The 25128-nt window shown below is 44.6% G+C and carries 20 protein-coding genes; 11 read left to right on the top strand and 9 right to left on the bottom strand.

Annotated features, from left to right (window positions below; translation table 11 throughout):
* Position 1: 1 nt before the first annotated feature.
* Entirely contained in the window at positions 2 to 232 is a 231-nt protein-coding gene (locus tag JK628_RS01950) for a VOC family protein (RefSeq protein ID WP_202287607.1), read from the bottom strand.
* Positions 233 to 774: 542 nt separating this feature from the next.
* Between JK628_RS01950 and JK628_RS01945 the strand changes: the two genes are divergently transcribed.
* On the top strand, positions 775 to 1302 hold the full coding sequence (locus JK628_RS01945) for a carboxymuconolactone decarboxylase family protein (RefSeq protein WP_202287606.1): 528 nt from the start codon (positions 775 to 777) through the stop codon (positions 1300 to 1302).
* A 135-nt stretch (positions 1303 to 1437) separates the two neighbouring features.
* A complete protein-coding gene (locus JK628_RS01940; RefSeq protein WP_202287605.1) occupies positions 1438 to 2172 on the top strand; it encodes a YebC/PmpR family DNA-binding transcriptional regulator in 735 nt (244 codons plus the stop codon).
* Between the two features lie 72 nt (positions 2173 to 2244).
* On the opposite strand, the gene JK628_RS01935 is transcribed toward JK628_RS01940, so the two are convergent.
* The 4 genes from JK628_RS01935 to zntR form a co-directional block, all read right to left on the bottom strand.
* On the bottom strand, positions 2245 to 2652 hold the full coding sequence (locus tag JK628_RS01935) for a thiol-disulfide oxidoreductase DCC family protein (protein WP_237524113.1): 408 nt from the start codon (positions 2650 to 2652) through the stop codon (positions 2245 to 2247).
* Between the two features lie 16 nt (positions 2653 to 2668).
* Positions 2669 to 3325 (bottom strand): thiol:disulfide interchange protein DsbA/DsbL, encoded by a 657-nt coding sequence (locus tag JK628_RS01930; protein ID WP_202287604.1) that lies wholly within the window; start codon positions 3323 to 3325, stop codon positions 2669 to 2671.
* 154 nt (positions 3326 to 3479) lie between these two features.
* Positions 3480 to 4802: an SO_0444 family Cu/Zn efflux transporter gene (locus JK628_RS01925; protein ID WP_202287603.1), complete on the bottom strand. Its 1323-nt coding sequence runs from the start codon at positions 4800 to 4802 to the stop codon at positions 3480 to 3482.
* 2 nt (positions 4803 to 4804) lie between these two features.
* Positions 4805 to 5320, bottom strand: coding sequence for a Zn(2+)-responsive transcriptional regulator (gene zntR / locus JK628_RS01920; RefSeq protein WP_202289681.1), 516 nt, complete (start codon positions 5318 to 5320; stop codon positions 4805 to 4807).
* Between the two features lie 321 nt (positions 5321 to 5641).
* On the opposite strand from zntR, the gene purH reads away from it, so the two are divergent.
* Entirely contained in the window at positions 5642 to 7231 is a 1590-nt protein-coding gene (gene purH / locus JK628_RS01915) for a bifunctional phosphoribosylaminoimidazolecarboxamide formyltransferase/IMP cyclohydrolase (protein WP_202287602.1), read from the top strand.
* Positions 7232 to 7430: 199 nt separating this feature from the next.
* Complete coding sequence (purD, locus tag JK628_RS01910) at positions 7431 to 8726, top strand: phosphoribosylamine--glycine ligase (RefSeq protein ID WP_202287601.1); 1296 nt, start codon at positions 7431 to 7433, stop codon at positions 8724 to 8726.
* 183 nt (positions 8727 to 8909) lie between these two features.
* Here purD and JK628_RS01905 read toward each other — a convergent pair whose 3' ends face one another.
* Both JK628_RS01905 and JK628_RS01900 read right to left on the bottom strand, forming a co-directional pair.
* Positions 8910 to 9713, bottom strand: a complete 804-nt coding sequence (locus tag JK628_RS01905; protein ID WP_202287600.1) for an SDR family oxidoreductase — start codon at positions 9711 to 9713, stop codon at positions 8910 to 8912.
* Between the two features lie 64 nt (positions 9714 to 9777).
* Entirely contained in the window at positions 9778 to 12342 is a 2565-nt protein-coding gene (locus tag JK628_RS01900; protein ID WP_202287599.1) for a putative bifunctional diguanylate cyclase/phosphodiesterase, read from the bottom strand.
* Positions 12343 to 12649: 307 nt separating this feature from the next.
* Between JK628_RS01900 and JK628_RS01895 the strand changes: the two genes are divergently transcribed.
* The 4 genes from JK628_RS01895 to JK628_RS01880 all read left to right on the top strand — a co-directional run bounded on the left by JK628_RS01895 (position 12650) and on the right by JK628_RS01880 (position 16532).
* The gene (locus tag JK628_RS01895; protein WP_202287598.1) at positions 12650 to 13351 is read left to right on the top strand and encodes a spondin domain-containing protein; all 702 of its coding nucleotides are present in this window, start codon (positions 12650 to 12652) and stop codon (positions 13349 to 13351) included.
* A 10-nt stretch (positions 13352 to 13361) separates the two neighbouring features.
* Complete coding sequence (locus JK628_RS01890; protein ID WP_202287597.1) at positions 13362 to 14093, top strand: spondin domain-containing protein; 732 nt, start codon at positions 13362 to 13364, stop codon at positions 14091 to 14093.
* Between the two features lie 90 nt (positions 14094 to 14183).
* Positions 14184 to 14921, top strand: coding sequence for a response regulator transcription factor (locus JK628_RS01885; protein WP_202287596.1), 738 nt, complete (start codon positions 14184 to 14186; stop codon positions 14919 to 14921).
* Between the two features lie 93 nt (positions 14922 to 15014).
* Positions 15015 to 16532 carry a sensor histidine kinase gene (locus JK628_RS01880; RefSeq protein WP_202287595.1) on the top strand — a complete coding sequence of 506 codons (1518 nt, stop codon included), beginning with the start codon at positions 15015 to 15017 and terminating at the stop codon, positions 16530 to 16532.
* A gap of 268 nt (positions 16533 to 16800) precedes the next feature.
* On the opposite strand, the gene hemE is transcribed toward JK628_RS01880, so the two are convergent.
* A complete protein-coding gene (gene hemE / locus JK628_RS01875) occupies positions 16801 to 17865 on the bottom strand; it encodes a uroporphyrinogen decarboxylase (RefSeq protein WP_202287594.1) in 1065 nt (354 codons plus the stop codon).
* A gap of 525 nt (positions 17866 to 18390) precedes the next feature.
* Between hemE and rsd the strand changes: the two genes are divergently transcribed.
* Positions 18391 to 18858, top strand: a complete 468-nt coding sequence (gene rsd, locus JK628_RS01870) for a sigma D regulator (protein WP_202287593.1) — start codon at positions 18391 to 18393, stop codon at positions 18856 to 18858.
* 164 nt (positions 18859 to 19022) lie between these two features.
* Here rsd and acnB read toward each other — a convergent pair whose 3' ends face one another.
* Positions 19023 to 21620, bottom strand: coding sequence for a bifunctional aconitate hydratase 2/2-methylisocitrate dehydratase (gene acnB / locus JK628_RS01865; protein ID WP_202287592.1), 2598 nt, complete (start codon positions 21618 to 21620; stop codon positions 19023 to 19025).
* A gap of 401 nt (positions 21621 to 22021) precedes the next feature.
* On the opposite strand from acnB, the gene hxpB reads away from it, so the two are divergent.
* Together hxpB and JK628_RS01855 are read left to right on the top strand one after the other, a co-directional pair.
* A complete protein-coding gene (hxpB, locus tag JK628_RS01860) occupies positions 22022 to 22693 on the top strand; it encodes a hexitol phosphatase HxpB (protein WP_202287591.1) in 672 nt (223 codons plus the stop codon).
* A 769-nt stretch (positions 22694 to 23462) separates the two neighbouring features.
* A complete protein-coding gene (locus JK628_RS01855) occupies positions 23463 to 25118 on the top strand; it encodes an SUMF1/EgtB/PvdO family nonheme iron enzyme (protein WP_202287590.1) in 1656 nt (551 codons plus the stop codon).
* Positions 25119 to 25128: the final 10 nt, after the last annotated feature.

Here is a 25128-nt window from a genome sequence, read left to right as displayed (position 1 = left end):
ACTAATCAGATAGCAGGGCTAGTACGGCGCCTTCGGGGTCTTTAATTACACAAAATTGGCAACCCGCCATGACGCGGGGACCTTCAATCACTTCCCCTCCTAAGGCGACACATCTCTTAGCACTGTCAGCAACATTAGCGACGCGGACATACATCAACCACTGCGGCGGTAAATCGCTATTACCACCGCGAGCGTGACAGATACCTGTGACCGTTTCACCACCGTTAGGCAAGGTGATATTGAAATCATCATAACCCCATAGAGACCTGCGCCGACTCCCAGCCTATACCCTTTCTACCTCAAGATGCAGAATTCAGTGGGAATTAAAAGTGTTTTAGACAAGGCTGAGACTGCTGTGCAATAGCAGGCCTATTACCAAGGTCGATAACGCAGTATAAATCACTTTTAAACCCACCCTACGGGAGCGCCCGAGCGACTCCACTTCGGTGTTGAATTGTCTTATAAGGGAACCACCATTATTACAACAATACGCCTAGAATTGAATTCGCTCAGGCTGCTCTGAAACATGCACTTTGAAGTAGAACGGGTATAACATCACAATAAAAATCTTTTACCCTCGATGCATCTTGTACTGTTAAATCACACCACTCAACAGCGCCTATTGATGGCCCTTTTTTAGCTGTAGACATTGCAGTTCCCTCTATATTTCGCTTGATTAAAGATAGCACGCAAAAGCGCATAATCTGCTCATGCAACATATTTGCTAGTGAACTAAAATCATTCAAAGACTTATCTCACTATTGGAAGATCGCTATGTCTACTTTTGTTCAATTTCCCGATGAGTCAGAAGATCAACGTCTACTGCTTAAATCGGTATTAATCAGTGAAAACCATCTCGCCTCATCATCTATAAAAACTGCCGCATGGGCTGCTGCACTGGCGTGTAGAGACTGGGATGTCGTTAAACAAGTGCAATTCATCGTGGGCGACTTAAGCCCCGAAGCCAAACGTGAAATACAATACGCCATTAGCCGTATGTCGGTGACCAACCCTTATTTTTTCAGCAGACAGTTTGTTGATGTCCATGCGGGGGGCAATTTAGAATCTCTAAAGTTTAGATCTTTTGCGGATATTGCCGTCGAAAATGAAGTCGATTACCACTATGCATGCATAGCGGTGTCAATGATTAATGGTGGCTATGCCTGTTTTAAAAGTCATACTATGAGCTTAAAGACGCTGGGACAAAGTGACGCCGCAATTGATCAAGCGATGAGAATAACAGCAGCGGTGATGGCTGCTCGTCAGGTGCATTTCAACAACCAAGTACTGTTTCAAGGCTAAAGCAAGCCTAAGCCGACGACCAATCAAACAGATTTATGGGTCCTGTTTAGTATTTTTAAAGGCCTACGACTGATTTGTGTAAATAAAGCTGCTAACATTGCTGGCAATTTTTAAAGCTTAGTGAGAAGAATCAAGATGGGCAGAGCATACCAAAACAAGAAAGAATCCATGGCGAAAACCGCTGGGCAGAAAACAAAAATCTATTCTAGATACGGAAAAGAGCTCTACGTTTGTGCTAAAAATGGTGGTTTCGATCCTGAAGGTAACTTAGCGTTACGCCAAATGATCTCCAAGGCTAAAAAAGATCAAGTTCCAGCTCACGTTATTGAGCGTGCGATTGAGAAGGCTCGTGGCGGTGGCGGTGAAGATTATGAATCTGCACGTTACGAGGGTTTTGGTCCTGGTGGTTGTATGGTCATTGCAGATTGCCTAACCGATAACGGTAAGCGTACCTTTACTCAAGTGCGTCAAGCATTCGTTAAGAACCATGCCAAACTAGGTGGCCCAGGTACTGCAGGCCACATGTTCGATCATCAAGCTGTATTCGTGTTTGCGGGCGACGATGAAGATGCTATTCTTGAAATGCTCATTATGGCTGACGTTGATGTTACTGACGTTGAACTGGATGACGGCATGATCAGCGTTTACGCACCGCACACTGAATTCTTTAAAGTTAAAACCGCATTAACAGCTGAACTGCCTGCTGATACTGATTATGTTATGGAAGAGATTACTTTCGTACCACAGACCATGACCAAAATCACCGATGCTGAAGAGATTGAACAGTTTGAGCAGTTCTATGCAGCGCTTGAAGATTGTGATGATGTGCAAAACATTTACCACAATGCCGAGTTACCAGAAGAAGCATAATTTGCCTCTAGTAAGGTGTAGAATACATAAAAAAGGCACTCATTGAGTGCCTTTTTTATTGGAGTTTTATTATTAATCTCCAATAAACCGTTTATTGACTTCCGCACTCGGCAATAAGCAGACGGCTCTAGTGCCAAATAATGAATAACGACGTTTTGCCAGCGCATTATAAAGTCCATCACGTATTATTCTCGGCAGAAAACGGCTAAAACGTAACAACCGCCAAGGCGCATCAAGTGACTTGGCGATTTCGATGGCAGCATCACTTCTTAAATAACATTGATCGGCCTTTATCAGTATCACGCTATCTAAAGCCACTTCAGTTACACCGTATTTAGACAAATATTTTTTGCCAGTATTAGACTGCAGCGGCGCAAACGCAAAGCGTGCAGCACTATCGTGTTCAAGCACGAAATTAACTGCACCGTGGCATAAATTACAAACACCATCGAATATGATTATATCAGGCTGTGCTTGCACCGAAATATTCCTAACGCTACTGCGCTGCCATACGAGCTTTCTCTTTATCTACCAGGAAGCTGGTAATATCCATTATCTGCTCAACCGTTTTTGCCGACTTATTAAGTACTAAATAACGGCCATTAACTAAGATTGATGGGGTTCCCTCTATCTTAGATTGAGACATAAGCTCTATTGCACGTTGTAACTTTTGCTCTATTTCAGCCGACAACAGTTGCTGCTTAAAGTCTGCATCACTAAGGCCGTAATCCTTTAAAAAGCTAGCCAGCGCTTCGGTTTGAATATTAAGATCTCTTACCTCGCGTAACTCCATGATTTCAGAGAATAGCGCAGCATGAACCTGCTCACGATTTGCCATATTTTGCACAATAAAAAAGACTTTGGCGTGCAGCTTCATCGGTTCATTCCATATCGCTGGAGATTGAACTAGCAGTGCGCCCTCAGGCATTGTCTTTTGCCATTGATGTAATGGCTGTTCAAATGTCTCGCAATGCGGGCAGCCATACCAGAAGAACTCCATCACCTCGATCTGGCCGCTATCGGCCACAATTGGTGTTGCCAGCACCCGGTAATTTACCCCTTCAATGTAACCGGAACTGCTATCAACAGCGTTATTGTCACCACAACCGACAGCAATAAAGGCCAATAGCAACAGCGTGAGTAGTTTATTCATTATGTATCCTTACGATATTTACCCACCCGACTTGAAGATAGGTACAGTCATTGTCTATTAATTTAAGTTCTACCATACAGTTATAGTCTGTTACTTTCTAAATAAGCATAAAAAAAGGCACTCAATGAGTGCCTTCTTGTGCTGCTAATAAGACTTATGAGCAGCAATCTCGACGCCACCAGTTCTTGGGAAGCATGTCTAAAAAGACTTTTGACATCAGTATCGCCAGCACGATACCTGAAGTGTAAACAATGGCCGCTGGCAACAAGTTATGCTGCTCGCCAATCTGCGGCATAACCACAAAACCAAAGGTTTCGACCAAATAATTGACGATAATACCTGAGACCAAAGCTACGCCCAATACACCGCCCAAGTAGCCAAATAACGCGCGTTTACCAAGCTCTTTTGTAACCACGCCTAAGGTGGCAATGTTGGTGGCTGGGCCTGCTAACATAAAGACCAGTACTGCGCCGGGTGAAACACCAGCCAACAGTAAGCCTGCGGCGATAGGTGTTGAGGCCGTGGCGCAGATATACATAGGCACAGAGATAAGCACCATAACTAGCATAGCTAAAATGCCATCCCCCCACTTCGCCATAAAATCACCAGGCACATAAGTCTGTACCAAGGCGGCAAAGAACAAGCCGACTAATAACCACACTGTGGTATCGCGCACTAAATCGGTTGCCGCGAAATGTAGGCCTTTACCGATACGGCTAATAACCGAAGTGCCTTTTAATTCAGTCGCAATATCTTTTGTCGACTCGCAGCAACTTTCAGCTTCAGCAGAGTCTGGTGACTTTGAGCTGCAACATGATGCGGCTTCTTTTTTGATTGCTGCGGTTTTTTTACTGCTACAGCAGCTAGATTGCTTAGCTTCTGTCGTTTGTTCTAGATCCAAAGGTGCAGCATTCACCGGCATGGCCATAACGCTGCTATCAGCAACAGGCTTCATACTTACTCTTGCTTTCTTCTCGCTTGCACAGCATGAGCTAACAGCCGCTTTAGGCTCTGTGGTCTTGCTACTGCAACATGATGAACTCTCTGCAGGCTTAGCTTGTGCCGCCACAGGCTTGCCATCATCGTCATCACGTCCAACTAACAGTCCTGCTACGATCGCGCTAGTGACTGCCGCAATTGGCCTAACAATCGCCATAAACGGACCAAGCAACACATAGGATACAGTCACTGAGTCAACCCCAGTTTCTGGTGTCGAGACTAAAAAGGACGTGGTCGCAGCCTTTGATGCACCGCTACGACGCAAACCGACCGCCGCAGGAATTACACCGCAGGAACATAAAGGCAAAGGCGCACCGAGTACGGCCGCTTTAACGACGGTTTTAAAACCATGGCCACCGAGCTGTTTTTGCATCCAAACCATAGGCACGAACATCTTCAGCATGCCCGCCAATAATAGACCCAATAAAAGCCAGGGAGCCGAATCTAGAAAAAGGTCGATAAAATTGTTTAATAACATAACTACTTCTCTTGTGAATTTTTAGCTGCTGACTTGTCTTGGCATGTTTTGGTAAACTGCGCATTGTCATGAGTGTGACCGTGCTCATGTGAATCACCTTCACAGCGAATGTTTTCAGTACTTGATTCTAATGCTTCTAAAATGGAGCAGTGCTCTGCACTTTCAGGCCCGCCGCAACAAGCTTGAGAAAGCCGCTGTAAAGAGAGCTGAAAGTGGTTTAATTCCGCGATTTTAGCTTCTACATTGGCTAACTTGTCATCCACCAGCCCTTTAACGTCTGCACAGGCCCAGTTGGACTTGTCTAACTCAATCGAAAGCAGTTCTACAATTTCTGCAAGGGTAAAACCAACCGCTTTAGCACGCAAGATAAAGCGTAAGCGCTCAGCATCACTTTCGGTATAGATACGATAGCCCGAATCTGTTCTTGATGAAGGCGATAGCAATCCATGTTTCTCGTAGAACCTTAACGTATCCGTTTTGACCTCACACAATTGTGCCAGCTCACCAATTCGATACATCACTTCCCCCTTCCATAAACCAAATGCATTGCCAAATGTCATCAGTACAATGTTACTCAATAGCCAAAGTATAAACCTTAGAGTTGTATCCAAGGTCAAGGCTTATTCTGAACAAAAAAATCGTTCTATGCTTGTTCTGTTTACCGTATTGTGAAATCGCGCAGAAAAAAACACCGTCAAGGATAAAACTGCGTTAAAATATGCGCGCCGTGACGGGAGAGTATTGAGGGACTTTTGGAAAGCAGTGTAGAGGTTAGTAAACCTAACACTGTTCTGTTTTCCGAAAGATCCTTAAAATAACTACTGGACCCTGTACCTACAATGAATAATGCCAGACCTATTCGTCGCGCGCTGTTAAGCGTTTCAGATAAAACCGGAATCTTAGAGTTTGCACAAGCGCTGCATGCTCAAGGTGTTGAGCTACTATCTACTGGCGGCACCGCCCGCCTGTTGGCAGATAATGGTGTGCCTGTCATTGAAGTATCAGATTACACTGGTCACCCAGAAATAATGGATGGTCGTGTAAAGACTTTGCACCCTAAAGTGCATGGTGGCATTTTGGCGCGTCGTGGTATTGATGAGCTCGTTATGGAGCAAAACAACATCAACCCTATCGATTTGGTTGCGGTTAACTTATATCCATTTGCTGAAACCGTCGCAAAAGAGGGTTGCACCTTAGCTGACGCTGTCGAGAATATCGATATCGGCGGCCCGACTATGGTTCGCTCAACCGCTAAAAACCACAAAGATACTACCATCGTTGTTAATGCTAGCGACTACGGCCGCGTGATTGCAGAGATGCAAGCAAACGAAGGTAGCACAACACTAGAAACTCGTTTTGATCTTGCTATTGCCGCTTTTGAGCATACAGCAGCATACGATGGCATGATCGCGAATTACTTCGGTACTAAAGTACCAGCACACAGTAAAGATGAGTGCCACGAAGATTCTAAGTTCCCTCGTACATACAATACTCAACTCGTTAAGAAGCAAGACCTGCGTTATGGCGAAAACAGCCATCAAACAGCCGCTTTCTATGTTGATACAAACTTAGATGAAGCGTCGGTTGCAACTGCTGTTCAGTTACAAGGCAAAGCATTGTCTTATAACAATATCGCCGATACGGACTCAGCACTTGAGTGTGTGAAAGAGTTTGATGAGCCAGCATGTGTCATCGTTAAGCATGCTAACCCTTGTGGTGTAGCGATTGGTGAAAACCTGCTAGAAGCTTATAACCGCGCATTCCAAACGGATCCTACATCAGCCTTTGGTGGCATCATCGCCTTTAACGGCGAGTTAGATGCTGCGACAGCTGCTGCTATTGTTGAGCGCCAGTTTGTTGAAGTGATCATAGCCCCATCAGTTAGCCAAGCTGCACGCGACATTGTTGCCGCTAAAGTTAACGTACGCGTACTTGAATGTGGCCAATGGGCTAGCAAGACTAAGAGCCTTGATTACAAACGTGTCAACGGTGGCTTATTGCTACAAGACCGCGATCAAGGCATGGTTGGTTTAGATGACGTGAAAGTGGTTTCTAAGCGTCAACCTACGGCTAGCGAAATGAAAGATCTGATGTTCTGCTGGAAAGTGGCCAAATTTGTTAAATCAAATGCCATCGTATATGCCAAGAACAGCATGACCATTGGTGTCGGTGCAGGTCAAATGAGCCGCGTATATAGCGCTAAAGTCGCCGGCATTAAAGCCGCTGATGAAGGCTTAGCAGTTCAAGATTCAGTGATGGCATCTGATGCATTCTTCCCATTCCGTGACGGCATTGATGCTGCTGCAGAAGCTGGTATTAGCTGTATCATCCAACCTGGTGGCTCTATTCGTGACCAAGAGATCATTGCAGCGGCAGATGAGCACGGCATGGCAATGGTCTTTACTGGCATGCGTCACTTCCGTCATTAATTTATGAGTAGGTTCTAGGCTCTAGGTTCTAGGTTCTAGGTTCTAGAATTGCAATTAAATTTAGCTTTTAACGTTTAGAGCAAGCCATTTTTTCTAGGTCAAAGAAAGCACGCGCACTTTTGTTGGTAAGAATATGCCAATACGCGAGCATGCTTGATGCAGAGATAGGGAAAATGGTGTCGCTATAAAAGGTAAAAATATGAAAGTATTAGTTATTGGCGGCGGCGGTCGCGAACATGCATTGGCATGGAAAGCGGCGCAATCTGCACAAGTTGAAACCGTATTTGTAGCTCCTGGTAATGCAGGCACAACATTAGAGCCAAAATTAGAGAACGTGGCAATCAATGTTGAAGATATCTCTGCACTCGTTGCTTTTGCTACCGAGAAAAAAGTAGCCATCACTATTGTTGGTCCAGAAGTTCCGCTAGCAATAGGGGTTGTTGACGCTTTCAATGAAGCAGGTCTGCCAATATTTGGCCCAACTCAAGGCGCGGCGCAGTTAGAGTCATCTAAAGCGTTTACTAAAGACTTTTTGGCACGTCATAACATTCCTACGGCTGCTTACGCTAACTTTACCGAGATAGCTCCAGCTAAGGCTTATGTTGCTGAAATGACGACCACCACTGGTTTTCCTATCGTGATTAAAGCCGACGGCTTAGCGGCAGGTAAAGGCGTGATTATTGCGCAAGACCAAAGCGAAGCCGATGCTGCAATTGAAGATATGCTTGCAGGAAATCTATTTGGCGAGGCGGGTTCTCGCGTCGTGGTTGAAGAGTTTCTCAATGGCGAAGAAGCCAGCTTTATCGTGATGGTTGATGGCAAGAACATTCTTGCAATGGCCACCAGCCAAGATCATAAAGCACGTGATAATGGCGATCACGGTCCAAACACTGGCGGTATGGGGGCGTATTCACCCGCACCTGTTGTGACTCAAGCGGTTCACGATTGGACGATTGCTAACGTTATCCGTCCAACGGTTGATGGCATGGCAGCTGAAGGCAATGTTTACACTGGCTTCCTTTATGCCGGTCTGATGATCTCACCAGATGGCAGCGCGAAAGTCCTTGAGTACAACTGTCGTTTTGGCGACCCTGAAACTCAACCTATCATGATGCGTCTGAAATCAGATCTGGTAGAGCTTTGCTTAGCCTCTACCCGCGGCGAACTTGATCAAGTGACTGCAGAGTTTGACTCTCGTGCAGCTGTTGGCGTCGTATTAGCCGCCGGTGGTTATCCAGAAGCTTACCGCAAGCATGATGTGATTGACGGTTTAAGTCTAGGCAACGGCGATGCTAAAGTATTCCACGCTGGCACTAGCATGAAAGACGGCAAGGTAGTGACCAATGGTGGCCGTGTGCTATGCGCTACAGCACTGGGTAATACCGTGACGGAAGCGCAAGCATCAGCTTACCAACTGGTTGACGCCATCCATTGGGATGATGTGTATTTCCGCACCGATATCGCTTACCGAGCTATTGCGAGAGAAAACAGCTAACGCGAAAGACCTCGAAATAATAAAGCCCAGTTTTCACTGGGCTTTATTATATGTGGCTACATATCGCTGAGATTATGACTGGCCATACACCAGCAATCGCTATGGAAGCATCGGACAGTAAGCCAACTAAAGATGCTGCATCGGCTATCGTTAAATATTTGAACAAGTAACTATAATGGGCTGCTAACGGCCTGAGGAAATTGCTTTACGAGCTATTTTGTCGATCAGGCCTGGGGCTATTATCTTAAAGAAGCGCCCAATCCGACCTCTAAAGGAGGTTATCAACAGTCGTTTCCGCTGTGCTATTGCGGGTAACATTAACTGTGCACATTGGTCAGCAGTCATAATTTTAGACTCCTGCATTGGCGTGTCGCCTAACGGCTTACCTTGAGCATCTAAAGCGCGTTTATGAGTTTGGCTAACGACAAAATCTGGGCATATCACCGTCACAGCCACATTATCATCGCTAAGCTCAATACGCAGTGAATCAAAGAAACCTATCACCGCATGTTTAGAGGCGGCATAACCGCTGCGCGTAGGTACACCAGTCATCCCGGTAATGGAAGCTACCGCAACAATCTGTCCTTGCGTCTTTTTTAAATGTGGGATGGCAGCATGGCTAAGGTAGGCTGGAGCAAGGTAATTTAGCTGCATTATTTTCGATAATACGCTTAAGTCACTGAGCTCATCGAAGCGCGACCACATCGTCATTCCAGCATTATTAATTAAAATGTCTAAACGACCAAAGCGTGTTATGCATGCTGCAATTAAACCTTGGCATTGTGGCGACTGCGCTAAGTCTGCCGCAAAGACTAAAGGAGGCAGGCCTAAGGCCGTTATTTCCGACGCTAAGGAGCTTAGCCGCTGCTGATTACGGGCACTAATCACTAACTGACATCCTAAGGGCGCCAGCGCGAGAGCTACCGCACGACCAATGCCTTCTGAAGCGCCAGTAACAATGATAACTTTATCTTTGAAGTTGCTCATATTTGGTCTGCATTTATTAAGGTGGATCCAAACTCACATATATCCTATCAAACCGCAAATATCTTTAAGCTGAGCGTTGTTGCAACCTTGCAATTGGCTGGTAATCTTCAAGTGCTTGTGGTCTACCGATAGCATACCCCTGAGCATAGTTGACCCCGATATGTTTGAGTTGCTCCATAATATCTTGATTTTCAACAAACTCTGCTACAGTCTCAATCCCCATCACTCGGCATACATCGTGAATAGACTTTACGATGGCATAATCTTTAGCATTGGTCGTTAAAGATTTAACAAAGCAGCCGTCGATTTTAACGTAATCAACTGGCATCTCTTTTAAATAACCGTAAGAAGCAAAGCCACTGCCGAAATCATCCAGTGCGAATGAGAATCCCTGCTTGCGCAGTTGCAGTAACATATCCATCGCGCGGCTATGGTTTTGAATCGCACTAGTCTCAGTTATTTCAAAACAGATACAACAACTCGGGATATTAAACCGCGCTTGTTGCTGCAAAATGTAACTCACCATGCCTTCAGCCCCCAAGCTATTGCCTGAAAGGTTGATCGACAAACTATGGTCTTGCCAAAGTTCTTCGCGCAACGACAACCACAAGAATGTTTTTCTTATGACCTCTTTATCAACCTCTGTCATCAACTTAAAGCGCTCTGCTGCGGCGATAAACTGTGCCGGTGGTAATATGCGTCCGCAAGGTTCTTGGATCCGTAATAATACCTCCAATCGCTTGCGATGATGTTGCGCACTCAGCCGTTCAATCTTTTGATAGTACAAAACAAGCTCGTTATGCTCGATAGCTTGAGCAATGCGTACCGCCCATTTAGGGGCGTTACGTTGATAGCAAAGCTCTTGATCGCGATCATCATAAAAATGAATCTGATTACACCCTTTACGCTTTGCTGCTAAGCAAGCAATATCGGCATCTTTGAGCATTTCCAGTACATCTTTCTGCTGATGGCGACTATAAGAAACCCCCACACTCACCCCGACTCGATAATGCTCTTGTTGATGATGCATAACCTGCATTGAGACATTATTGATAATATTTTTAAGTAACCTGGCCACATTCAGTGCCGAAGTGTCTTTAATGGCTAAGCCGAACTCATCGCCGCCCAGTCGCGCCAGCAGGTGCTCGCTAGAGATACTGGACTCGATGGCGTTGGCAACCATGCAAAGCATTTTATCGCCAGCGTTATGCCCGCAAGAATCGTTGATCAACTTAAACTGCTCTAAGTCTAAGTACACAACTGCGACAGAACTAGCATCAGCTGCCAATGTTTTCAGTTGCTCTTCAAAGGCACTGCGATTGAGCAAGCCGGTCACTTGATCAAAGTTGGCTCGCCGCTGCAGTTGTTGTTTAAGTTTGGCCTCCTGAGTTATATCTCGCAGCACAATCACCACTCCGACCACCTGGCCGTTATGGTTTCTCAAGTTATTCACGCTGCGCTCCATTATCTTTTGCACATCGAGAGTCAGCGCAATCTGAGTAAACTCAGGCAAGGAAGCACCACTTTGCATAAACTCATTCAGTTCACTGTTAAAGCTGTCACCCGCTCGTAGCAGAGTCTGAGGGCTTTCGCCCAATGCTTTAGCACTTTTTACCTTGAGTAACCGCTCAGCGCATGGATTGATATAGATAACTTTAGCGTTGATATCAGTCAAGATCACGGCTTCAGCAATGGACTCCAAGGTAATTTTAGAACGCATCTCTTGCCGATAAATTCGTGCCAGCAAACCATTTATTCGCCGAGTTAAAATACTCAGTTCAACGCTACCTTCAGCGGTAATAGGTCGGTAGCTTTTTGCCATTGGGTTAATGCTGATTAACTGCTCAGTCAGAGTATGAAAAGGTTTAACGAAGCCGAGCTTTAACCATAAATAGGTCACCAGTTGCAGTAACATGACCAAACAAAGCATCCCTCCCGCCATCCAAGTATATTGCGACGTTAATCTAGAAAAGAAGCCGTTGGAAAATACCAAATTAATATATACGGGTAGCTTTGCATTAAAAGCGGGGAGATCTAGAGCGGCTTGTATCGTTTGACCACTAACCAAAACATCACGATTGGCATTGCCAGGCTCCACTCCCGCCTGCTCTACAAAGCCCGGTAATCCTAACTGTGCAAGGCCATTATCTTGAATCACTCTAACGGCAATCGACGCTTTATCGGTTGAGAATGGCTTTGCACTGATAAAATAGGCTGTGTCATGCTGCACATCAAAATAGGCACCAGAGATCAGCTCACGGTTATGAAATAGATGTTTGGGTAACTCAGGAAGTCTCTGTGCGAGTTGCTTGTCCTGTGTTAACAGCGGGGTAACCAGACCATTGTCCCAGAAAAACACACTTACGCCATTAAGAAGTGCACTGGTTTGGCTGACATCATCAAGCGCTGTAGATGATACAGGTGCAGCATAAATAGTGGCGACCACTTCCAGCAGCTGTAACTCTCTACTCAGCATATCCTCAATGTTCTCAAGTTCTTTGCTTACTGCATAACCACGCAATGAAACAATCTCACTATCAAACCAAAGGTTCGCACAAATACTTGCAGCGATAATAATAGGAGTACAAATCCCAACAATAAAAACTATTATTTTGTTGCCAATATACATCTTTACTCGGCTTATATTAGGTTACAAACCACCAGCAATGCTGACTACGGTCCTGATTTTGCACGCAAAATAACGTATTTACCGGCTAGATAATAGCAAGCCTCAATTCACTCGCTGATAAAACCAACAGAAGTATGCCTTTTTTAAAATTTGTCATATTGATTTATCTTGCATTATGAATATAAACCTCTGAAAACATGGTCATAACGTGACCCAACACCCGTTGTTATACTTTTGTGATATTTTGGCGATATTCAGGTGATATCCGTTTGTCATGCTTTAACTATTCAGACAACGGAGATATATCATGAATGTTAATCAAGTAGCGAAAGCCCTCATACTCGGAAGTTTAGCGAGCCTACCTGCAGCTGCTGCAGAGCTTGAAATCAGTGTTACAAACCTTACCCACGGTAATTACTTCACTCCTATTCTCATTGCCGCCCATGATATGGACAGTCATCTATTTCAAGCTGGTGAGATGGCAACTCCCGCGCTACAAAAAATGGCCGAAGGTGGCGACATTGCCGATCTAGATGCTGCAGTAACAGGCGCAGGCGGTGTAACAGCGGCGAACCCTGCGATGGGACTATTAGCACCGAGTGCCAAGGTTGAAAGCATTATGCTCGACAGCGGCGATATGACCCACTTATCAATCACTGCAATGGTACTGCCGACTAACGATGCCTTTGTTGGTTTAGATGCATGGAAGATCCCAACCGAAACCGGTACATACACCTTTACCCTCAATGCTTATGATGCTGGCACTGAAGCCAATGACGAGATCATTAATGGTGGCGGAATGGTGGGTACCCCAGGGATCCCTGCTGCACCTGGCGGCGATGGCGGTATGAACGCGACGGGCATCATGGATAACAGTAACAACGATAAAGTGCATATTCATCCAGGGGTGTTAGGTGATACAGATCTAAGTGCTGGCGCAAGTGATTTAGACAGCCGTGTTCATCGCTGGTTAAACCCTGTTGCTCGAGTGACTGTGGTCGTGAAATAGGAGATAAACCATGAACTATCTAATAGATAATTTTAAACGTAGTGCGATGGCATTAGTTGCCTTTGCGACTATCGGGTTAGCGGGTTGCTCAGATAATGATAATGATTCCCCAGCGCCAGTTGTGCCACCAGTGGTCTCGCCGGTGATGCAGGATTACAACGTCACCGTCACTAACCTTACCGCTAATCAGCCTATGTCTCCTATCGCGGTTGTGGCCCATACATCAGATAGCAAACTTTGGAGCACGGGTATGGCAGCCAGTGTCGCCTTAGAAGTACTCGCTGAATCTGGAGACAGTAGTGATTTGACGGACGAAAATGGAGTGAATGAGCTCGTTAGCGGTGAAGGGATACTGGTGCCTGGTGGAGCAGAAACTATCTCACTGAGCCTTGCACAAGCCGATGCTGCCAATTTGTCTGTGGTAACTATGTTAGTCAACACCAATGACGCCTTTACTGGCACTACAGGTTTTAACTTAGCAACTTTAGCCGTTGGTGACACAAGCACGCTACGTGTGATTGCTTACGATGCTGGTACAGAAGCAAACTCTGAAGCAAAAGGCACAATTCCAGGGCCTGCGGATGGTGGTGAAGGCTTTCATACTGACCGAGATGATAACGATAAAGTCCATGGTCATCCGGGTGTAATAAGCGCTGATGATGGACTGGCTAATTCGGTACTCTCCGCTTCTCATCGCTTCGATAATCCCGTAATGTCAATTAAGATCACTCGTACTCAATAATCACCAGTATTTAATTGATTAAAAAATTATCGAAAGAAAAGCTCTTAAAGGTAGGTCTTGTTGAAAAGGGACCGCTTTTGGGAGCTAGTCATGAACGGATCGAATGCCACTTTCACCTCTGTTTCAAGCAAGAAAATATTGTTGGTTGAAGATGAGCAAGACTTAGCAAAACTGCTGATGTTGAATCTAAAGAGCATGAATCATACTGTCACCCACTGCACCACTTTGCAGCAAGCTAGCCAAGTGATAGCTGCCAAGCAGATAGATCTGATTTTACTGGACAGAATGTTACCCGACGGCGATGGCATCACCCTGTGCCAACAGATCCGCGAAGCAGGTAATGAGTTGCCCTGTATGTTATTGACCGCAAAAGATTCAGAGGCAGATGTTGTCTTAGGCTTAGAGTCTGGCGCCGACGACTATCTTGTAAAGCCCTTTAGCGTATTAGAGCTAAGGGCCCGCGTCAAAGCACTGCTCAGGCGAGGCAAACAAAGAGAGCATCAAGAGGAATCATTAGAGTTCAACGGCATCTCCATCAACTGTAATACTCGTGAAGTTATCGCCTTTAATGAGAGCTTAAACTTAACGGTAAGAGAGTTTGATCTATTACTTTATCTTGCTCAACACCCAAAACAGGTTTTCAGTCGCATGCAACTTTTAGAGGCAGTTTGGGGATATTCCTACTCAGGATACGAGCATACGGTTAATAGCCATATTAATCGCTTGCGCAACAAGTTGGCTCGCAGTTCTTGCTCGACTGACTTGGTCAAAACTGTCTGGGGAGTCGGCTACAAATTTACGCCTCCCGCCAATCAAGTCGCTTCTTAAGTAGCGTTAAGTAGCGTTAAGTAGCGTTAAGTAGCGTTAAGTAGCGTTAAGTAGCTAACCACAAATCTAGCGGCTGACGCAGGAGATAGCCTAATGAAGAGTTTGTTTAGTCGTATTTTACTGGCGGCAACCTTGGTGATTTTTATTCTCTTGATTGCGCTATGGCAGTGGCTACAATTCAGTCAGGACTTTAGCCGCAACCAGATCCAGCAATCTTTACATCGTGAGCTAGCTGAACATATGGCACATATTAACCCGCTGCTCTCAAAAGGCATCACCTCTGATGCAGCCCTCAAAGAAGCTTTCCATGATTTTATGCTGCTAGGTCCAAGCTTTGAAATCTATACCCTAGACAGACAAGGTACGCTCATCGCTTACGATGCAAACGAAGAGAAGATAAAACAAAACAGCGTCGACACCGACACTATCGAGCGCTTTATTCAGGGGGCTAATTTGCCGATATTGGGCACAGACCCCCGTTCTATCAGCAAAGATAAAATCTTCTCGGCCGCAAAACTACTCGACGAAAGTGGGCTGCAAACTGGCTATCTCTACGTCATCATTGGTGGCGAGGACTTTGATACTTGGCAGTCTATTGTCAGTGAACATCAAGCACCACAATTTTGGACGGCCGCCATTCTCATCACAGTTGGCTTCGCATTTATTCTATTCGTCTTGTTACTCAAGCTATTTACGGCCCCCTTGAGCAGACTCGAAAATGACTTAGGCTTAGTCGCCGCTCAAAAGTTAGACTCAGGAGTGATGTTACCAGGCCGATATAGCGGTAGCAGTGAGATCAACCAGCTCAGCGAGCATATCAACACACTACTGCAAGCCTTAAGTCAGCAACATCAAGCGATTAACCGACAACAAGAGGAGCGGCATGAATTTATGTTGCATCTATCACACGACTTAAAGACCCCACTTACCTCACTACAGGGTTATATCGATACTTGGTTATTGCTCCCCCCCAGTGAACGCAGTAGTGACTTAATTGAAGTTGCTGCTAATGCTAGTCAGCATCTGCAGCAACTGTTAGGTCAAATGCTTGAGCTGGAGGCGCTTGAAAACGGCCAAGTAACCCCAAGTTGGAATGAGATCTATCTGGCTGATTTACTGGAAGAGCTGCAACTAACGTTTGCGCCACGAGCCAACAGTAAAAAAGTTATGCTGAGCTTTACAGACAGCCATAAGCTAACCGTTCGCACCGATCGACAACTATTGCTACGAGTCCTCAATAATCTCGTTGATAACGCCATACGTTACACCCCAGAGCGTGGCAAGATTAGCATTAAAACCATCTGGGATAAGTCAGCCAACAAAATATGGCTACGAGTCAGTGATAATGGCTCCGGCATGCACAAACATGAATTGGCGGCGCTGAAACAGATGACTCACAAGCCGCTAGCAATGATAGCGACACAAACTGCACTGCCACAACTTGGAGTCGGGCTGGCAATTGTGAGGCAATTACTGGGGATCTTAGAATGTGATATTGAAATTGAAAGTCAGCCAGGAAAAGGCTGTGACTTTAGGATTGAGTTAGTAGTAACTGAGCCGGCAGAAGTAACTAGTATCGAGCAAATCACAACGAAAACAGCACTGGGTTAGAAAAGCACCCACTCCCCATAGGAGGCGTTAAGCTATTTCGAATAAGTAGGAGGAAGGCTACTTCTCATGGTGGATGCGAAGAGGATAGGACTAGCAGCCCTTCTTGTTTAACTCTTTACAACGGAATGGGCGAAGCGCCGGGATGTTGGTCATGCGATGCTTATAGACTGAGTCCAACTACAATATTAATACTGCATATTCTCAGATAGCAGCCACAAAAAAGGCCCAGTAAACTGAGCCTTTTAAAGCAAACTACGAAAGTAGTAGGTTACTTATGGTATTTACCTGATAACTCATTTACTGAGTTGATAAATGAACCGGCATGCTCTGGGTTAACATGCTGATGAATACCGTGGCCCAAGTTAAATACGTGGCCAGTACCTTCACCGTAAGAAGATAGAATCTGCTCTACTTCTTGATGAATACGCTCAGGAGAAGCGTAAAGTACAGATGGGTCCATGTTGCCTTGTAGCGCAACTTTATGCCCTACGCGGCGACGTGCATCACCGATATCAACAGTCCAATCTAGCCCTAATGCATCACAGCCAGTTTCAGCCATAGACTCAAGCCATAGTCCGCCACCTTTAGTGAACAAGGTAACAGGAACCTGACGACCGTCTGCATGACGCGTTAGACCATCAACGATTTTTTGCATGTAACGCAGTGAGAATTCACGGTATGCATGGTGAGAAAGCGCGCCACCCCAAGAATCGAAAATCATTAGTGACTGTGCACCGTTAGCAACTTGAGCGTTCAGATACAAGATAACTGAATCAGCTAACTTATCTAACAGCATGTGCAATGTTGCTGGCTCTTCGTAAGCCATCTTTTTGATCTTTTCGAATGTCTTGCTTGAACCGCCTTCAACCATATAAGTCGCTAGCGTCCAAGGTGAACCAGAGAAACCGATTAACGGCACTTCGCCTTTAAGTTCACGACGAATAGTGCTAACTGCACGCATCACATAGCCAAGTTCATCTTCTGGATCTGGGATACATAGCTTTTTGATTGAGTCGATAGTATCTGTAGGACGCTGGAAACGTGGGCCTTCGCCAGTTTCAAAATACAGACCGAGTCCCATAGCATCTGGAACAGTAAGAATATCAGAGAATAAAATAGCAGCATCTAGGTCATAACGACGTAGTGGTTGTAAAGTCACTTCACAAGCCAAGTCTTGGTCTTTACAAAGCGACATGAAATCACCGGCTTGAGCGCGGGTTGCTTTGTACTCTGGAAGATAACGACCAGCTTGACGCATCATCCAGACAGGAGTTCTGTCGACAGGCTGTTTTAATAAAGCACGTAAATAACGATCATTCTTTAATTCTGCCATTTGGCTTGATTCCTAAACTTATATTGATATCCGCTTGGGTCAGTAGTTTAGCATTTACGTTAATAAAGTAACCTCTATCGGTGAAATTATGTGACCAGTAACCCGACAAATAGCCGCAACTAGGATGTAGTTAACATTATTATCTGCCTAACTGCATTATTTCTAAGCCGTTAACGCTAGTTCTCATATCAAGTAAAAGTGCGACACAGACCCACAATAGGGCTTAACACAAGCTGTACAACTCTCAATGTGACAGAAAAAAGTTGCACCTAGTGGTCAGCTTTGGTATAAAAAGTCTGCGCTAGCAAGAACAATCAAGAAGCTCGTCGCATCGAGCCTGCAAAAACATTACTCGCCCAGCGATAGGATTCTATCGCTGGGCTTTTTTCTTTTTAGCTCCCCTCCTTACCTGCTAGCTGGTATGTCCATTCACTAATTCCACCTAAATCGTCGAAAAGTGGTTGATCAATACAGTACTTCTCCCCTACATTAGATGTTAAGGATAGATTCTTAACGGGGAAGATCATGCTAAGAAAGTTAGAAAAAGCCGAACAAAAATGGGGTGGTTCAAATACTCTTATAGATCAATGGCTAAACAACCGCCGTAAACTGCTTGTTAACTACTGCCAAATCGCTGGTATTCCTCCCTATGAAGTTTCAGAGAACTCCTTACCTGCATTCGATTCAGTGAAAGCGTTTTGTGATCAATTGATGGATTACGTATCTGAAGGCCATTTCGAAATTTACGATCAAGTTGTCACCGCTTGTGAGAAAAATGGTAGTTCAAGCCAGGAACTTGCTCAGCAATTGGTGCCACAGATTAGTGAGACAACAGACACAGCGCTCGACTTTAACGACAAGTACACTGAAGCCGAAGATGAAAAAGTGCTATTCCAGCTAGATAAAGATTTGTCATCACTAGGGCATGCCATGGAAACACGCTTTGCACTTGAAGATAAGCTACTAGAAGTGCTGCATACTAAGCACTCTTAATTAGTTGATAAGTATTTGAAATTTTCGCTATTGAGCTAGAACAGCCTATATCCCCGAGGCTTTTACCCTAGTGTGAGTTATTATCTATAGCCCGCAAAGAAGACATAAAAAAGGCCAGCTAATTAGCTGGCCTTTTTAGCACATCAATTTGAATCTATTACATATTAGACAGCAGACTGGAAGATAACTTCGCCTGCTTTTTCTGTGTACGATGCAATTTTATCAAAGCTAAGATAACGATAAGTGTCAGCTGCAGTTGCATCTAACTCTTTAGCGTATGTCTGGTACTCATCAGGCGATGGTAGACGACCGAGTAACGCTGCAACCGCCGCAAGCTCAGCAGATGCTAAGTATACGTTAGCACCCGTACCAAGACGGTTAGGGAAGTTACGGGTAGAGGTAGACACTACTGTAGCACCTTCAGCAACACGGGCTTGGTTACCCATACACAGTGAACAGCCAGGGATCTCAATACGCGCACCGACACGGCCGAAGATAGCATAATAGCCCTCTTCAGTAAGCTGATCGCGATCCATCTTAGTTGGCGGTGCAATCCACAAACGTGTAGGCAAAGTGGTAGCAAACTTATCTAGCATCTTACCGGTTGCACGGAAGTGGCCGATATTAGTCATACAAGAACCAACGAAAACTTCGTCAATCTTGGTATCAACTACCGATGAAAGTAACACTGCATCATCTGGATCGTTTGGTGCACAAAGAATAGGTTCTTTGATGTCATTCAAATCGATTTCGATAATTTCTGCATACTCAGCATCGCTGTCTGCTTGCATTAGCTCAGGATTAGCTAACCACTCTTGCATCGCTGTGATACGGCGTTCGATAGTACGACGGTCACCATAACCCTCAGCTATCATCCACTTCAGCATGACGATGTTAGAGTTTAGATATTCAATGATCGGTTCTTTGCCTAGCTTGATAGTACAACCTGCAGCACTACGCTCAGCTGATGCGTCAGAAAGCTCAAACGCCTGCTCAACTTTAAGCTGCTCAAGACCTTCAATCTCCAATACTCGACCAGAGAAGGCATTAATCTTACCTTTCTTCTCAACAGTCAGCAGACCCATCTCAATAGCTTTAAGCGGAATCGCATGTACCAAGTCACGTAATGTCATACCTGGTTGCATTTCGCCTTTAAAGCGAACCAAAATTGATTCTGGCATGTCCAGTGGCATTACACCTGTGGCCGCAGCAAACGCTACTAGACCAGAACCGGCTGGGAACGAGATACCAATAGGGAAACGCGTATGTGAATCACCACCAGTACCAACAGTATCTGGCAACAACATACGGTTCAACCATGAGTGAATGACACCGTCACCTGGACGTAATGCAACGCCACCACGATTCATGATGAAATCAGGCAATGTATGGTGTGTGTTCACATCAATAGGCTTTGGATAAGCTGCTGTGTGACAGAAAGACTGCATCGTCAAATCAGCACTAAAACCAAGACAGGCGAGATCTTTAAGTTCATCACGTGTCATAGGGCCTGTGGTATCTTGCGAACCAACAGATGACATCTTAGGTTCACAGTATTGGCCTGGACGAATACCTGTCACACCACATGCCTTACCGACCATCTTCTGCGCAAGAGTAAAGCCCTTACCTGTATCAGCGACATCTTGTGGACGTACAAATACAGCCGATGCTTCAAGTGCAAGCGTTTCACGAGCACGGTCAGTAAGACCACGGCCAATGATTAATGGAATACGGCCACCGGCTCGAACTTCATCCATTAACACGTCGGTCTTTAGCGAGAACTCCGAGATAACTTCATCGCTATCGTGACGCTTAACAACACCTTGGTATGGATAGATATCAATAACATCACCCATCTCCATCTTGCTCACGTCTAGCTCAATTGGCAATGCGCCGGCATCTTCCATGGTATTGAAGAAGATTGGCGCAATTTTACCGCCAAAACAGAAACCACCAGCACGCTTGTTAGGCACGTTAGGGATATCATCACCCATGAACCAAAGCACTGAGTTAGTCGCTGATTTACGCGAAGAACCGGTACCAACAACATCACCGACATAAACCAATGGGAAACCCTTGGTCTTTAGTGACTCGATCTCTTTGATTGGGCCAACAGTGCCAGCCTCATCAGGAACAATACCGTCACGGGCATTCTTTAACATCGCTAATGCGTGTAAAGGAATATCAGGACGTGACCATGCATCGGGTGCAGGTGACAAATCATCAGTATTGGTCTCGCCTGACACCTTAAATACGGTCAGAGAAATCTTTTCGGCAAGCTTAGGACGAGATAGGAACCACTTAGCGTCTGCCCATGCATGAACAACTTGTTTAGCGTAGTCATTACCCGCTTTCATCTTTTCCACTACGTCGTGGAAAGAATCAAACATCAGCAGCGTGTGAGACAGTGCGTTAACAGCAAGTGGCGCTTGCGCATCGTTATCTAACTGAGCAATGAGTGGCTCAATGTTATAACCGCCTTGCATCGTTCCAAGCAGCTCTACCGCTCGCTCAGATGACAGAATGCTTGATGATACTTCGCCTTTGGCGACGGCATCTAAAAAGCCTGCTTTGACGTATGCAGCTTCGTCAACACCGGGTGGGATACGGTTTTCAATCAGATCAAGAATAAAAGCTTCTTCACCTGCTGGTGGATTCTTTACCAATTCGACAAGTAGTGCCACTTGTTGGGCATCTAATGGCTTAGGGACTACGCCCTCTGAAGCACGTTCTGCGACGTGTTTACGATATGCTTCTAGCACGGCAACATTCCTCTTTGTTTGGCGTTCTAACAACGAAACTGCTCGTCTTCACATTGAAACTGACAGCTCGGCAGGCTCGACCCTTATTTCGAGGCGTATTATACTACAGCTTTGCAAAAGTATGAATCAGATCACACTTGGACAACTGAAAAATCACGCTCAAGTGACAGGATGAACATACTTTAGGCGGTTAATTAATAAAAGAAAACTAGACCATAGTGTTAACAGCACCAATTAGCTATTATTTTCAATACGTTAAAGTAATGTCGACGCGCAATTATAATAATAAACCCTCATATTTAACACGCTTAAATGACCAATTCACCCTAGTATTATTTGAGTAATCGCTACAATTAAGCACTACTATTCACCAAAGTTATATTGAACATAAATGGAGACTTATGACCACAGCCAAACTAAAAGCCGTTATTTTCGACATGGATGGAGTCTTAATTGACTCAGAACCGCTATGGCAGATTGCCGAACATAAGGTGCTGACAGACTTAGGTTTAAACATATCCATTGAAGAAACGGTGGAAACAACCGGACTAAGAATCGATCAAGTTGTAGCATTTTGGTATGCCCGCTTTCCTTGGCCTAATTATGATAACGCCCAAACAGCGCAAGCTATTGTGGATCAAGTCGTCAGTCACATTCTAGCTAATGGTGAGGCGATGACAGGTGTAATTTCAGCACTTGAAAGCTGCCAAGAGATGGGGCTTAAGATTGGCCTTGCGACCTCCTCATCAAGCGATATCATTAGTGCTGTTTTAAACAAACTAGCAATCGGTTCATATTTTGATGCAATTAAATCTGCCGAACACTTAAGCTATGGAAAGCCTCATCCTGAGGTCTATTTAAATTGCGCTGATGCGCTCAATATAGCTCCTGTTAATTGCTTGGCGATTGAGGATTCCTTTAATGGATTGGTCGCCGCTCGTGCTGCCAATATGCAAACCATTGCAATTCCAGAAAAGCGTTTATCCCAACAGCCGCGATGGATAATCGCCCACCAGCAACTTGAAGATCTTACTTTTTTGCCTAGTTTTCTAGCTCAGAAAATTAGCTGTTAGTTTTATCAAGCTGCGCTTGACCAAAATCGTGGCGCTTCGCCCATTCTTCCAATAAAGAGCAGAGCCAAAGGGAAAAGCGCTTGCGCCCCGCTCTTGATTTCATAAGAGTCAATCCCTCAGCGCCACAAACGAAGTGGTCTTCCTCGTACTTATTCGAAATAGCCTAACGCTTCCGATGGGACATCTGATGTAAATGGATTTACGAATGCCGTGATGGCATGCTCAATGATGTTCCCGACATCATATAGACATTTCCCATATCCATATGGGTCAGATGCCAGTGAGCGGCCAGTCCCGCGAAAGACATGTTCATGTCTGATAGGCAGGATGCCTGAATGTCTTGACGTGCATGAATGCACGAGAAAGACTATGTGGGCATTACGGACTTTGGTTTATAAAGAGTCTTCAACGTACTTCAGCAACTTCGATGTGGGATAGGTGTTTTTTAATAAACGACAGTGTCGTATTTGACCTACCACCCCTAATGGTCGCTATGGGCCGACCAAGGGAGTAGATGCTGAAGATGGAGCACAAAACATGTTCAATATGATTGTGACGGAACGGCCTCATTCATTAGCATGTAAAATTATATTCTCTGAGTTAACTCGACTAACTTTCAAGTTCTTAAAGCACGATATTTTCAATAATATTTCAATAACGGCTTTTTTATAGAAAATTATCAAGACTTCTTATCACTCCATTTGCTTCAATTCTCCATGATAAATCGTTTATTTGTAACCCATGGCACAATAATTAAAAGGATTTAAAAATGAGTTATAAGAGTGCAGTATTAGTAATGTCTTTAGTCATAACAAGTAGTGAGGCCTGTAGCGATTACATTGAGCCTCCCATGGTTACAATTCCACAAGGTGAATTTGTAATGGGGAGCAAAGACAAGAAAAATGAGCAGCCAATACACCATGTCACAGTCCCCTCATTTCGTTTAGCTAAGTATGAAGTAACAGTAAAGGAGTTTAGCAAGTTTATCGCTGATACTAATTATGTATATCCAAAGGAATGCTTTCACCAACCAACTGAAAATTGGATTGGGAAAATCACTAAAGGCTCGTGGAAACAAAATGCTCTAACCTCCAATAGCTATCAACCTGTTGTTTGTATCAATGTAATAACAGCTATCGCCTATGCTGATTGGTTGTCCGCTAAAACCGGAAAGCATTATCGGCTCCCTTCTGAGGCAGAATGGGAGTATGTAGCAAAATCAGGTCAGTTTAGTAAATACCGTTATGGTGAAAAGCCCGATAATCCACAAGTTTGTGAGTATGCCAACTTAGCAGATAGAAGCGCAGAACAACAAGCACAGCAAGATTTTGGTGCCAGCTATATGGGTACAATTGGTGTGATTCCATGCGATGATTTGTCAGGTTACGCCAGCATCGTTGGCATGTACCAAGCGAATAATTTTGGGGTTTTTGATTTAATTGGCAATGTGCAAGAATATGTCAGAGACTGCGCGAATAAAAACTATAATGGTGCCCCTAACAACGCTACGGCATGGTTATCTGGTGATTGTAGTAAAAATGCTTTACGTGGCGGCTCATGGCATTGGTATGAGTTTTCAGCAAGCCAACGCTCAACAATTGATAAAAACTTTGCTGGTGTACTTGAGGGCTTTCGATTAGCCCAAGAGATAAACATTAATCAAGACCAGTCACTATCCCAAGCAACTCTATTATTTGAAAGAGATTTACAACAAGCACAACAAAAAGAAAAACAGCGTCGTATAAGTTTGAAACCTTATCCACAAAAACCTATTGCTTTGGCGTTAACTAGAGACCAAGCAAGTGGCGCAATAAGCCTATATTGGCGTTCAAACATTAATCCCAACACTCAAAGTTACGATATTTATCAAACACAGGCATTTGGTGGCCAGTATCGAAAAATAGCCTCAAATATTAAGACCAATTATTACACAGTTTTAAAGCCTGTGCCCCGTAAGCATAGTTACGTAGTCACTGCAGTGAATAGCGATAGGTTTAGCGAATACAGTGAACCAGTAATCACTGAAGACACAGTCGTCGTCATTCCAGGTACCATTCAGGCTGAAGATTATAATCAAATGTTTGGTATGCTTGTCGATAAAACCGAAGATGAGGATGGTGGCTTACTGCTCACTGGTTGGGGCGTTATTCGAAAAGGAAATTGGGCTCAATATCAAGTCAAGATAAAAGAAGATGGTCTTTATCATTTGACGTATCGAATTTCGAGTTCTAGCGAAAACGAAGGTTTTGACCTGTCCATTGATGACAAACCCTTAGCCCAATTTTTAGTCCCTGATACTGGTGGACTAAACATTTGGCAATCAATTAATGGCCAAGCGATATTTCTCCAAAAAGGCAGCCACAGCCTAAAGGTAACTGCGTTAGCAGATAACTGGAGATTTAACTGGTTTGCTCTTAATCAATAACTGCTGATAT

Origin of the sequence: Shewanella sp. KX20019 (genome assembly GCF_016757755.1) — a bacterium.
Lineage (GTDB): Bacteria > Pseudomonadota > Gammaproteobacteria > Enterobacterales > Shewanellaceae > Shewanella.
Note: the sequence above shows the minus strand (reverse complement) of the source record. Positions and strands in the feature narration are given on the sequence as shown.